Genomic DNA, 12,943 nt, shown 5'->3' on the forward strand with positions numbered 1-12,943 from the left:
CACTTGACACGGAAGGCGGTATTGCGGGGCTCCGCGGCCCGGCGTAGACCTGTCGGCACGGGACAGCGAAGCGCACGGGAGAGACGGGGCAGCGATGCGTACAACTCTTCGTCCACGCAAGGCCGCAGTGACCCTCACGACGCTCACGGCGCTGGGTTCACTCGTCCTCGCGGGCTGCGGCGGCGAGACCACGAAGGACCCGGCACCGGCACCCGACCGCGACCTCTCCCTCACGGGCGAGAAGATCGAGGTCGCCGCCGTCTGGACGGGGCCCGAGCAGGAGAACTTCACCAAGGTCCTGAAGGAGTTCGAGAAGCGCACCGGCGCGACGGTCACCTTCGTGCCCGCACAGGACCCGATCGTGAACTTCCTCGGGACGAAGATCGCCGGTGGTTCCCCGCCCGACGTGGCGATGCTGCCGCAGGTGGGCGCGATCCAGCAGGCGGCGGCCCAGAAGTGGCTGAAGCCGGTCGGCCCGGAGGCCGAGACGCAGCTGGCGGCGAACTACTCGCGCGGCTGGCGGGAGCTCGGCGCGGTGGACGGCACCCAGTACGGGGTGTACTTCAAGGCCGCCAACAAGTCCCTGGTCTGGTACAACACCGCCGTCTTCGAGAACGCGGGCGCCGCCGAGCCGAAGACGTGGAAGGAGTTCCTGACCACCGCCGAGACGATCTCGGCCTCCGGCGTGACCCCGGTCTCGGTCGGCGGCGCGGACGGCTGGACCCTCACCGACTGGTTCGAGAACGTCTACCTCTCCCAGGCGGGTCCGGCCAAGTACGACCAGCTGGCGAAGCACGAGATCAAGTGGACGGACCCGTCCGTCGCCGCCGCCCTGAAGACCCTCGCCGAACTCTTCGGCAAGCCGGCGCTGATCGCGGGCGGGCCGGGCGGCGCGCTGCAGACGGAGTACCCGGCGTCGGTCACGCAGACCTTCACGGGCGGCGACCAGCCCAAGGGGGCGATGGTCTTCGAGGGCGACTTCGCCGCCGTCAACATCGCCCAGACCAAGGCGGAGATCGGGAAGGACGCGAAGGTCTTCCCCTTCCCGAAGGTGGGCGACGCCGGCACCTCGCCCGTCGTGACGGCCGGCGACGCGGCCGTGGCCCTGAAGGACACCAAGGGCGCGCGGGCGCTGCTCGCCTTCCTCGCCTCCCCGGACGCGGCGAAGATCTGGGCGGCCGAGGGCGGGTTCCTGTCGCCCAACAAGAACCTGGACCCGGCGGCCTACCCGAACGACGTCCAGCGCGAGATCGCCAAGGCGCTCATCGGCGCCGGTGACGACTTCCGCTTCGACATGTCGGACCAGATGCCGCAGTCCTTCGGCGGGACGCCGGGCAAGGGCGAGTGGAAGGCGCTCCAGGACTTCCTGAAGAACCCGCAGGACGTCGCCGGTGCGCAGGCGCGCCTGGAGGCGGACGCGGCGAAGGCGTACAAGGCCGCCGGCGCGAAAAGCTGAGGTTCCGGGATGCCGAGGACCAATCGCCGGAGCAGGACCGTCGCGGCGGGCTTCCTGCTGCCCGCCCTGCTCCTGCTCGGCGCGCTCGTGGTCTACCCGATCGGGTACTCCGTCCGGCGCTCGCTCTTCGACCGTTCCGGCGCCTCCTTCGTCGGCCTCGACAACTACCTCGCGCTCGTCACCGACGACTCGCTCCGCACCGCCGTCCGGAACAACCTGATCTGGCTGGTGGTGGCCCCTGCGGTCGCCACCGCCCTCGGGCTGGTCTTCGCCGTGCTGACCGAGCGGGTGCGCTGGGGGACGGCGTTCAAGCTGGTCGTCTTCATGCCGATGGCGATCTCGATGCTCGCCGCCGGGATCATCTTCCGGCTCGTCTACGAGCAGGACCCGGACCGCGGGGTCGCCAACGCCGTCTGGGTCGGGGTCCACGACACCTTCGCCGAGTCCTCCGGCTTCCCGCGGGCCCGGCCGCTGCCGGTGCACCCGTTGAAGGCGGCGGGCGGCGGGGCGTTCGAGACGAAGACGCCGGTACGGGCCGGGGTGCCCGTGCTCCTCCCGCTGGTCGGGGTGGCGCCGGGGCGGATGCCGAAGGACGCCCGCCCGGCGCACGCGCCGACCGCGACGGGCGCGGGGATCACCGGAACCGCCTGGCTGGACTTCACCCGGGGCGGCGGCGGGAAGCCCAATACCGTCGACCCGGCCGAGCTGGGCCTGAAAGGGCTGCGGATCGAGGCGGTACGGGACGGGAAGGTGGTCGCGACGGCCACGGCGGCGGCCGACGGCAGCTTCACCCTGCCGGCCGACCGCGCCGACGGAGCCGTACTCCGGCTGCCCGCGAGCAACTTCCGGGAGCAGTACAACGGCGTGGAGTGGCTGGGCCCCTCGCTCGTCACGCCGGCCGTGATCGGGGCGTACGTGTGGATGTGGGCCGGGTTCGCGATGGTCCTGATCGGCGCCGGGCTCGCGGCCGTACCGCGCGAACTGCTCGAAGCGGCGCGGGTGGACGGGGCGAACGAGTGGCAGGTGTTCCGGCGGATCACGGTGCCGCTCCTGGCGCCGGTCCTCGTGGTCGTCCTCGTCACGCTGATGATCAACGTGCTCAAGGTCTTCGACCTGGTCTTCGTGATCGCGCCGGGCTCCGCGCAGGACGACGCGAACGTGCTCGCGCTCCAGCTGTACCGCTCGTCCTTCGGCACGGACGCGGATCTCGGGGTGGGTTCGGCCATCGCGGTCGTCCTGCTGCTGCTCGTGCTGCCGGTGATGGTGGTCAACATCCGCCGCATCCGAAGGGAGTCCCGCCGATGACGTCGCCCGCCACGCCGAAGGCCCCCGAGGCCGACGCCCGGCTCGCCCCGGGGATCGCCGCCCGGCCCACTCCCGGGATCGCCGCGCGGCTCGCCGCCCGGGCCGCTTCCGGCGCCGTCCGGGTCTTCCTCCTCCTCGCCGGCCTGTTCTGGCTGCTGCCGACGGTCGGGCTGCTGCTCTCCTCGCTCCGCTCGCCCTCCGACATCGCGGCGAGCGGCTGGTGGCAGGTGTTCACGGCCCCGGCCCAGCTGACCACGGAGAACTACGCCCGTCTCCTCGCGAACGACACGATCACCGGCTCGCTCCTCTCCACCGTCCTGATCACCGTCCCGGCCACCCTCCTCGTCCTCGTCATCGGCTCGCTCGCCGGATACGCCTTCGCGTGGCTGGAGTTCCCGGGCCGGGACTGGTGGTTCCTGGGTGTGGTCGCGCTCCTCGTGGTCCCGGTGCAGGTGGCCCTGGTCCCGGTGTCGAAGCTGTTCGGCGCGGTGGGGCTCTTCGAGACGACGCTCGGGGTGGTCCTCTTCCACACGGCCTTCGGCCTGCCGTTCGCGATCTTCCTGCTGCGGAACTTCTTCGCGGAGATCCCGCGCGAGCTCCTGGAGGCGGCGCGGCTCGACGGGGCGGGCGAGATCCGCCTCTTCACCCGGGTGGTGCTGCCGCTCGGCGGTCCGGCGATCGCCTCGCTGGGGATCTTCCAGTTCCTGTGGGTGTGGAACGACATGCTGATCGCCCTGATCTTCGCGGACTCCCAGTCGCCGCCGATCACGGTGGCGCTCCAGCAGCAGGTGCGGCAGTTCGGCAACAACGTGGACGTGCTGGCGCCGGGGGCGTTCGTGTCGATGGTGGTGCCGCTGCTGGTGTTCTTCGCGTTCCAGCGGCAGTTCGCTTCGGGGGTGATGGCGGGCGCGGTGAAGTGACCGCCCGCCGGCCTGATGGCCCCCCGGCGGACCGGCCTGATCCGAAAGGCAGGCCTTACCCCCGGGGGTCCGGACTGATCCGAAAGGCAGGCCTTACGCCTTGAGCGCCGCCACCGCCGAGCGCGCGAGCTCGTCCACGTACCCCTTCGGCAGGGGCGTACGGACGACGACGAGGCGCCAGTAGAGCGGGCCGACGATCAGGTCGAGGGCGCGGGCGGGGTCGGCGCCCTCGGGGAGTTCGCCGCGCGCGACGGCTTCGCGGACGATCTGGCTCATGACGCCCTGCTGCCCGTCGAGCAGCACGGCCTTGACGGTCTCGGCGATCTCGGGGTGCCGGGCGGCCTCGACGAGCAGGTCGGGGATGACCTGGGAGGCGACCGGGTGGCGCAGGGCGTGCGAGGCCACTTCGAGGAGGGCGCGCACGTCCCCGTGGAGGGAGCCGCTGGCGGGTGCCGGCAGGCCTTGGGCGGCGAAGGCGCCGACGAGGTCGAGGACGAGGGAGAGCTTGGACTTCCAGCGCCGGTAGACGGCGGTCTTGCCGACTCCCGCGCGGCGCGCGATGCCCTCGATGGACATCCGGGCGTAGCCGACGGCCGCGAGTTCCTCGAAGACGGCGGCGCGGATGGCCTCGGTCACGTCCTCGCGGAGTACGGCGGCTCCGGCGGGGGCGCGGCGGGGTGTCGGATCGGTCATGAACGGCATCCTAACCAACGGCGATATCCCGGAGGCGTTACGACGAGACGGTTGCGTTCCGTCGTGGGTGCGCCCTAACCTCCCCGTAGCGACGATACGGACCCGTCCCATCGCCGACGACACCCGCGTCCCCGCACGCCCGCACCCCTCGTCGAAAGCGCCCGCCCGTGACCACGACCCTGATCCCCGCCGCACCCACCTCGGCACCCGCGCGCGAGGCGCCGGAGGACCTGAGCGCCCTCGCCCGCCGGCACGGCCTGAGCGTCAGCGGGGCCCGCCCCTCGCTCCCCTCCTACGTGCGGCAGCTCTGGTCCCGCCGCGACTTCATCACCACCTTCGCGACCGCCCGGCTGACCGCCCAGTTCAGCCAGGCGCGCCTCGGCCAGGTCTGGCAGGTGATGACCCCGCTCCTCAACGCGGCCGTGTACTACCTGATCTTCGGCGTCCTGATGGACGCGAAGAACGGCGTGCCCGACTACGTGCCCTTCCTGATGACCGGCATCTTCGTGTGGACCTTCACCGCCAACACGGCCCAGGCCGGCACCCGGGCGATCAGCGGCAATCTGGGCCTGGTCCGCGCCCTGCACTTCCCGCGCGCGAGCCTGCCGATCTCGCTCGCGTTCCAGCAGCTCCAGCAGCTGATGTTCTCGCTCGCCGCGCTCGTCGTGATGCTGGCCGTCTTCGGCGAGTTCCCCTCCTGGAGCTGGCTGCTCGCCGTCCCGGCGCTGTTCTGCCAGGCGCTGTTCAGCACGGGCGTGGCACTGGTCCTCGCCCGGCTCGCGGCCCGCACCCCGGACATCAGCCAGCTGATGCCGTTCGTGCTCCGGACCTGGATGTACGCCTCGGGCGCGATGTGGTCGATCCAGAACCTGGCGACCAGCGGGCGCTTCCCGGAGGGCGTGGTGCTCGCACTCCAGTGCAACCCGGCGGCCGTCTACATCGACCTCATGCGCTTCGCGCTGATCGAGAGCTTCACGGCGGATCAGCTGCCGCCGCACGTGTGGGCGCTCGCCGCCGGCTGGGCCCTGCTGGCCTTCGCGGGCGGTTTCATCTGGTTCTGGAAGGCGGAGGAGACGTACGGCCGTGGCTGACAACCCGGGAACCCCCACCGTCGTGGCGGACGCCGTCCACGTCACGTACACCGTCCACGGCGGGCAGGCCGGCGGCCGGGGCGGCGCCACCGCCGCGCTCGGCCGGATGATGCGCCGCCGTACGACTCCGGCCGGCCGCCGGGTCCACGCCGTGAAGGGCGTCAGCTTCGTCGCGTACCGGGGCGAGGCGATTGGCCTGATCGGTTCGAACGGATCGGGGAAATCGACCCTCCTTAAGGCCGTCGCAGGCCTCCAGCCGGTGGACCGGGGCTCGATCTACACCCACGGGCAGCCCTCCCTCCTCGGCGTCAACGCTGCCCTGATGGACGACCTGACCGGCGAGCGGAACGTGATCCTGGGCGGCCTCGCGATGGGCATGAGCCGCACGGAGGTCCGGGAGCGCTACGACGGGATCGTCGACTTCTCCGGCATCAACGAGAAGGACGACGCGATCTCCCGCCCGATGCGGACGTACTCCTCCGGGATGGGCGCCCGGCTGCGCTTCTCCATCGCCGCGGCCAGGAGCCACGACGTCCTGCTCATCGACGAGGCCCTGTCGACCGGGGACGCGCGCTTCCGCCGCCGCAGCCAGCGGCGGATCGACGAACTGCGGGCGGAGGCGGGGACGGTCTTCCTGGTCAGCCACTCGAACTCCACGATCACGGAGACCTGCGAGCGGGCGCTGTGGCTGGAGGCGGGCACGCTGCGGATGGACGGCCCGGCGAAGGAGGTGGTCGCGGCATACGAGGAGTTCACGGCCCGGCCGGGCCCGAAGACAACGAACAAATAAGACATTGCGGGCTAAAGTGCGGTGGGATGACGAACGATCACCCCCAGTCACCGCCCCGGCCCGGGAACGAACCTCCGGTCGCTCCCCGGTCCGAGAGCGAACCCCCCAGCCGCTCCCGGTCCCCCTTCGACTCGGACACCTTCACCGCCGCCACCTTCGTCACCGTCGGCCGCGGCCCCTACCTCGCCCTCGCCGCCTCCTGGCTCCTCAGCCGGGCCGGGATGCTCCTGCTCCTCGTCCGCGACGACCTCGGCATCGGCGGGGTGGGCCGCGAGGTGGCCCTCTACCAGCACTGGTACGGGAAGTTCGCCGACGGCACCTTCCCGCCCGGCGACGTCACCTGGCAGTACCCGCCCGGCGCGGGACTCGTGATCATGTCGCCGGGCATCCTGCCCTGGCTCACCTACTTCCAGGCCTTCGTCACCCTCACCCTCCTCGCCGACGCGGTCGTCACGCTCGCCCTCGCCCGCGCCGACAGCGCCCGCCTCACCCACGGCGCCTGGATCTGGGTCTGCGGCCTCCCCCTCCTGCTCCATCTGCCGCTCGCCCGGTACGACGTCCAGACCACCGCCCTCGCCGTGCTCGCCCTCCTCGCCCTGAGCGCCCGCTCCACCGCCGCCCACCAGCTCGGCGGGGCGCTCGCCGGGATCGGCGCGATGGTCAAGGTGTGGCCGGCACTCGCCCTGATCGGCACGCCCCGGGGCCGTACCAGCCGCGAGGCCTGGACCGCGGCCGCCGTCACCGCCCTCGCACTCCTCGCCACCCTCGCCCTGTTCTTCTCCGAGTCGCTGGGCTTCCTGCGCCAGCAGGGCAGCCGCGGCATCCAGATCGAGTCCCTGGGCGGCACGGCCCTCGCCCTGGCCCGGGCCACCGGCGCCTGGCCGGGCAGGGTCGAGTTCCGCTACGGGGCCTTCGAGTACATGGGCCCGTACGTCTCCAGCCTCGGGCACCTCGCCCTGCTGCTCACCGTCATCGCCTTCGGCTGGCTGCTCCTGTGGCGCCTCCGGGCCCGCCGCTGGACCCCCGCCACCCCGCTCGACGCGGCCCTCGCCGCCGTCCTGCTCTTCACCGTCACCAGCCGGGTGATCAGCCCCCAGTACATGATCTGGCTGCTCGGCCTCGCCGCCGTCTGCCTGACCTCCCGCCGGACCGTGATGGCTCCGGTCGCCCTGCTGCTCCTCCCGGCCGCCGCCCTCAGCTCCCTCGCGTACCCCGTCCTCTACCTCGACGTCGTCACCGGCACCGCCACCGGCCTGACCGTCATGCTCCTCCGCAACGCCCTGCTCCTCGCGGCCGCCCTGCTCGCCGCCCGCCGCCTGTGGACCTCGACGGTCACCGACGTCCCGGCCGAGACCTGAAGTCCCGCGGGTGCGCCGCGACGGGCCCCCGCGGGAAGCCCTGGAGCCTCACCCTCCGCAAGCTCCGGGGAACGGGAAGGGGCCCCGCCGGTTCTCCGGCGGGGCCCCTTCCGTCCACGTGACTAGCTGTGCGAGCGGAGCAGCGTGCGCATGGTCCGCATCGCCACCGACAGGTTCGCCAGGTCGAAGGTGTCCGAGCCCTGGATCTCCTCCAGGGTCGTCCGTGCGCGGCCCAGGATCGCCGCGTTCTTCTCCTCCCAGGCCTTGAACCGCTCCTCGGGGCTCGTCGTGCCGTTGCCGACCGTCAGGACGTCGGCGGTCAGCGCCGAGTGCGCCGCGAAGAGGTCCTCGCGGATCGACGCGCGGGCCATCGACTGCCACCGGTCGCTGCGCGGCAGATCGATGATCCGGTCCATCAGGTCGGTGATCCGCAGCCGGTCGGCCAGGTCGTAGTAGACCTCGGCGACCGCGAGCGGCTCCTTGCCCATCCGGTCCGCGATCGCGACGACGTCGAGGATCGGGAAGGCCGAGGAGAAGCCGGCGACCCGCAGCGCGAGCTCCTCCGGCACGCCGACCTCGGTCAGCTCCTCCAGGATCGACTGGTACCACTCCAGGTCCGAGCCGCGCAGCAGCTGCGGCAGCTGCGCCCAGACCTCCTCGACGCGGTCGCCGAAGAACTCGATGGTCTCGGTGAGCTGGAGCGGCTGCGGCCGGTTGTTGAGCAGCCAGCGGGTGCCGCGCTCGACGAGACGGCGGGAGTGCAGCCGCATCCGGGTCTGGACGTCGGCCGGCACCACGTTGTCGAGGGCCTCGACGGCGTCCCAGACCTGGCCGAGGCGGAAGACGATCCGGGCGGCGGTCTGCGCGCGGACGATCTCCTCGATCGACGCGCCGGTCTCCTCGCGGAGGCGGTGCAGGAAGGTCGAGCCACCGGTGTTGACGGTGTCGTTGACCAGGACGGTCGTGATGATCTCGCGACGCAGGGCGTGGTTGTCGACGGCCTCGGTGAACTTCTCGCGCAGCAGCGTCGGGAAGTACGCGTGGAGCAGGCCGCGCAGGTACGGGTCGTCCGGCAGCTCGGTACCGATCAGCTCGTCGGCCACCGTGATCTTGGTGTACGCGAGGAGGACGGCGAGCTCGGGCTGGCTCAGGCCCCGGCCGTTGTTGAGGAGCTCGCGGATCTGCCGGTCGTTGGGCAGGAACTCCAGGGAGCGGTCGAGGGCCCCGTCGCGGCCCAGGCGGCGCATGAACCGCTGGTGGGCGTGGAGCAGGGACGGCGACTGGGCGACGGCGTTGGCCAGGGCCGTGTTCTGCGCGTAGTTGTTGCGCAGGACGAGCCGGCCGACCTCGTCCGTCATCTCGGCGAGGATCTTGTTGCGCTGCTTGACGGTCATGTCGCCCTCGGCGACGAGCCCGTTGAGCAGGATCTTGATGTTGACCTCGTGGTCGGAGGTGTCGACGCCGGCGCTGTTGTCGATGGCGTCGGTGTTGACCTTGCCGCCCTGGCCCTCGGGGCCGCCGGTGCGGGCGAACTCGATGCGGCCCAGCTGGGTCGCGCCGAGGTTGCCGCCCTCGCCGATGACCTGGGCGCGGACGTCCTGGCCGTCGACGCGGATGGCGTCGTTGGCCTTGTCGCCGACGTCGGCGTTGGACTCGGCCGAGGACTTCACGTACGTGCCGATGCCGCCGTTCCACAGCAGGTCGACGGGCGACTGGAGGATCGTCTTCATCAGGTCGGCCGGGGTCATCTTGGTGACGCCGTCCTCGATGCCGAGGGCGGCCCGCGTCTGCGCGTTCACCGGGATGGACTTGGCGGTACGGGGGTGGATGCCGCCGCCCGCCGAGAGCAGCGAGGTGTCGTAGTCCGCCCAGGAGGAACGCGGCAGGTCGAAGAGCCGGCGGCGCTCGGCGTACGAGACGGCGGCGTCCGGGTTCGGGTCGATGAAGATGTGCCGGTGATCGAATGCGGCGACCAGGCGGATGTGCTCGGAGAGCAGCATGCCGTTGCCGAAGACGTCGCCGGACATGTCGCCGACGCCGACGACGGTGAAGTCCTCGGTCTGGGTGTCGTGGCCCAGCTCGCGGAAGTGCCGCTTGACGGACTCCCAGGCGCCGCGGGCGGTGATGCCCATGCCCTTGTGGTCGTAGCCGGCGGAGCCGCCGGAGGCGAAGGCGTCGCCCAGCCAGAAGCCGTACGACTCGGCGACCCCGTTGGCGATGTCGGAGAAGGTCGCGGTGCCCTTGTCGGCGGCGACCACGAGGTACGTGTCGTCCTCGTCGTGGCGGACCACGTCGACCGGCGGCACGACCTCGCCCGCGACCAGGTTGTCGGTGATGTCGAGCAGCGCCGAGATGAAGGTCTTGTACGAGGCGATGCCCTCGGCCAGCCAGGCGTCCCGGTCCACGGACGGGTCCGGGAGCTGCTTGGCGACGAAGCCGCCCTTGGCGCCGACCGGCACGATGACGGTGTTCTTCACCATCTGCGCCTTGACCAGGCCGAGGATCTCCGTACGGAAGTCCTCACGGCGGTCGGACCAGCGCAGACCGCCTCGGGCGACCTTGCCGAAGCGCAGGTGGACGCCCTCGACGCGCGGGGAGTACACCCAGATCTCGAAGGCAGGGCGCGGGGCCGGAAGGTCCGGGATGGCCTGCGGGTCGAACTTCATCGACACGTAGGAGTGCGGCTTGCCGTCCGCCGTGACCTGGAAGAAGTTCGTCCGCAGCGTCGCCTTGATGACGGTGAGGAAGGACCGCAGGATCCGGTCCTCGTCCAGGCTCGCGACCTGGTCGAGGGCGGCGTCCAGCTCTTCGAGGAGCGCGTCGATCAGCTCGGTGCCGGCGCGCTGGCGCTCCGGGGCCATGCGGGCCTCGAAGAGGTTGACGAGCAGCCGGGTGGTGTGGACGTTGTTGCGGAGGGTGTCCTCCATGTAGTCCTGGCTGAAGGTCGCACCGGCCTGGCGCAGGTACTTGGCGTAGGCGCGGAGCACCATCGCCTCGCGCCAGGTGAGCCCGGCGGAGAGGACGAGCGAGTTGAAGTTGTCGTTCTCGGCCTCGCCGGTCCAGGTGGCGGCGAAGGCCTCCTGGAAGCGCTCGCGGGCGTCGTCGGCGAGGTAGTCGCCACCGTTGCCGGTCGAGGCCGGCATCCGCAGACCGAAGTCGTAGACCCAGGCGTGGGTGCGGTCGGCGCAGCGCAGCTCGTACGGGCGCTCGTCGGTGACCTCGACGCCGAGCCGGTTGAGGACCGGGAGGACGGCGGAGAGGGAGATCGGGTCGCCCGTCTTGTAGATCTTGAAGCGGCGCTCGCCGGGGCCGGCGACGACCGGCTCGTACAGGGAGAGCGCGAAGTCCTTGCCGCTGCTGGCGAGGGCCTCCAGGTGGACCAGGTCGGCCACGGCCGCGCGCGGCGAGTGGTCGGCCTTGTAGCCCTCGGGGAAGGCGTTGCCGTAGCGGCGGAGCAGCTCGGCGGCCCGCTCCTCGCCGCACTCGGCGTTCAGCGCCTCGCCGAAGCCGTCGGCCCAGGAGCGGGCGGCCTCGACGAGCCGGGCCTCGATCCGGTCGACGTCGGCGTCGGTGAGCTTGGCCAGCTCGGTGCCCGGCTGGACGCGGACGACGAAGTGCAGCCGGGAGAGGATCGACTCGGTGTTCCAGGCGGTGAAGTCGACGCTGGTGCCGCCGAGCTCCTCCTTCAGGAGGTCGATGATCCGCAGCCGGACGCGGGTCGTGTAGCGGTCGCGCGGCAGGTAGACGAGGGCCGAGTAGTAGCGGCCGTACTCGTCCTGGCGCAGGTAGAGCCGCAGCCGGCGCCGCTCCTGGAGGTACAGGACGCTGGTGACGATGGCCTGGAGCTGGTCGGCCGGGGTCTGGAACAGCTCGTCGCGCGGGTACGTCTCCAGGATCTGGAGCAGGTCGCGGCCGTCGTGGCTGTTCGGCGAGAAGCCGGCGCCCTCCAGGACCTCCTGGACCTTGCGCTTGACGACGGGGACCCGGCGGACGGACTCGGTGTAGGCGGCCGAGGAGAACAGGCCGAGGAAGCGGCGCTCGCCGATGACGTTGCCGTCGGCGTCGAACTTCTTCACGCCGACGTAGTCGAGGTACGAGGGGCGGTGCACGGTCGAGCGGCTGTTGGCCTTCGTCAGGATCAGCAGCTTGTGCTCGCGGGCCTTGGCGCGGACGTCCTCGGGCAGACGGCTGAAGGACGGCGAGACGGGGTGGGCGTGGTGGCCCTTGTCGTCGCCCGCGTGCTGCGGGTCGGAGCGCAGGATGCCCAGGCCCGTGCCGGGGACGGCGGACAGGGCGTCGCCGTTGACCAGCTCGTACTCGCGGTAGCCGAGGAAGGTGAAGTGGTCGTCGGCGAGCCAGCGCAGCAGCTCGCGGGCCTCCTCCACCTCGGTGGGACGCAGGTCGGAGGCGGTGGGCTCGTCCGGGAGGCCCTCGGCGATCCGCAGCGCGGCCTCGCGCATCTTCTCCCAGTCCTCGACCGTCTCGCGGACGTCGGACAGGACGCGCAGCAGGTCGACGGTGATCTGCTTGAGGTCGGCGCGGTCGGTCTCGCGGTCGATCTCGACGTGGATCCAGGACTCGGTGAGCGCGTCGTGCGGCAGCTCGCCGTGGATCTGGGCCGACAGGACCTCGATGAGCTTGCCGGTGACGTCACGGCGGACGAGGACCTGCGGGTGGATCACGACGTGGATGCCGCGGCCCTGGCGGGACAGCTCGTTGGTGACGGAGTCGACGAGGAAGGGCATGTCGTCGGTGACGACCTCGACGACGGAGTGGCTGCTGGTCCAGCCGTTCTCCTCCACCGTCGGGGTGTGGACGCGCACGTTCGCGGTGCCCTGCGGGCGGTTCTCCGCGAGCCGGTAGTGAGAGAGCGCGGCACCGAACACGTCGACCGGGTCACGGTCGGCGAGGTCCTCCGGCGCGGTGTGCAGGTAGTAGCGCTGGAGGTAGTCGAGCACGGTGTCCCGGTCCGGGTGCTCCCCGGCACCCTCCGGGCCCGTCGGAAGTCGCCCCCCGACCGGGCTGTGCTCAGCTACCCGAGCGGCCCTTTCGAGCAGCTCGGCCTTTGCTTCGTCCAGCTTGGTCTGCATGTCCTCTGACTCCTGTCGCGCGCCGTTGCGTGACGTCGGTGGAAGAAAGGGCACAACGCCACGACGCGGTGATTCCGGTCGAAGTCGACGTTATGCCCGGATGAGAGATGCCCAGGTCGTTATCGGCCACGGAGTGTGGCGCGCCCGGACGGAGAGGATCGGCGAACGCACGGTCGACCCGGCCGCTGTCGCGGTCCGGGCGGCAGCCGGGGGCTTCGCTGCCCCCTCGGCGTATCGCGC

8 protein-coding genes are annotated in these 12,943 nt (G+C 71.4%); 6 read left to right on the forward strand and 2 right to left on the reverse strand.

The annotated features are described in order from the left end of the window. The first annotated feature begins 94 nt into the window (after positions 1-94). The 3 genes from ACN9M0_RS13415 to ACN9M0_RS13425 are packed head-to-tail and all read left to right on the forward strand — an operon-like array spanning position 95 to position 3,681. Positions 95-1,456, forward strand: a complete 1,362-nt coding sequence (locus ACN9M0_RS13415) for an ABC transporter substrate-binding protein (RefSeq protein ID WP_426403649.1) — start codon at positions 95-97, stop codon at positions 1,454-1,456. Positions 1,457-1,465: 9 nt separating this feature from the next. Next, complete coding sequence (locus ACN9M0_RS13420; protein WP_426403650.1) at positions 1,466-2,761, forward strand: carbohydrate ABC transporter permease; 1,296 nt, start codon at positions 1,466-1,468, stop codon at positions 2,759-2,761. Continuing rightward, entirely contained in the window at positions 2,758-3,681 is a 924-nt protein-coding gene (locus tag ACN9M0_RS13425; RefSeq protein ID WP_366036606.1) for a carbohydrate ABC transporter permease, read from the forward strand. Before ACN9M0_RS13420 ends, ACN9M0_RS13425 begins: the two co-directional genes overlap by 4 nt. A 93-nt stretch (positions 3,682-3,774) precedes the next feature. Here ACN9M0_RS13425 and ACN9M0_RS13430 read toward each other — a convergent pair whose 3' ends face one another. Further along, positions 3,775-4,374 (reverse strand): TetR/AcrR family transcriptional regulator, encoded by a 600-nt coding sequence (locus ACN9M0_RS13430; RefSeq protein ID WP_426403651.1) that lies wholly within the window; start codon positions 4,372-4,374, stop codon positions 3,775-3,777. 167 nt (positions 4,375-4,541) lie between these two features. Here ACN9M0_RS13430 and ACN9M0_RS13435 point away from each other — a divergent pair, with 167 nt between their 5' ends. The 3 genes from ACN9M0_RS13435 to ACN9M0_RS13445 are packed head-to-tail and all read left to right on the forward strand — an operon-like array spanning position 4,542 to position 7,613. After that, positions 4,542-5,465 (forward strand): ABC transporter permease, encoded by a 924-nt coding sequence (locus ACN9M0_RS13435; protein WP_366036604.1) that lies wholly within the window; start codon positions 4,542-4,544, stop codon positions 5,463-5,465. Further along, positions 5,458-6,255, forward strand: a complete 798-nt coding sequence (locus ACN9M0_RS13440; protein WP_366036603.1) for an ABC transporter ATP-binding protein — start codon at positions 5,458-5,460, stop codon at positions 6,253-6,255. The genes ACN9M0_RS13435 and ACN9M0_RS13440 overlap by 8 nt, the downstream gene beginning before the upstream one ends. Before the next feature lie 26 nt (positions 6,256-6,281). Further along, on the forward strand, positions 6,282-7,613 hold the full coding sequence (locus ACN9M0_RS13445; RefSeq protein WP_426403652.1) for a glycosyltransferase family 87 protein: 1,332 nt from the start codon (positions 6,282-6,284) through the stop codon (positions 7,611-7,613). 122 nt (positions 7,614-7,735) lie between these two features. Here the strand turns inward: ACN9M0_RS13445 and ACN9M0_RS13450 are convergent, their stop codons facing one another. Next, positions 7,736-12,703 carry an NAD-glutamate dehydrogenase gene (locus ACN9M0_RS13450; protein WP_366036601.1) on the reverse strand — a complete coding sequence of 1,656 codons (4,968 nt, stop codon included), beginning with the start codon at positions 12,701-12,703 and terminating at the stop codon, positions 7,736-7,738. Positions 12,704-12,943 lie beyond the last annotated feature (240 nt).

This window comes from Streptomyces sp. R-07, from assembly GCF_049913175.1.
In the GTDB taxonomy this organism is placed as follows: domain Bacteria; phylum Actinomycetota; class Actinomycetes; order Streptomycetales; family Streptomycetaceae; genus Streptomyces.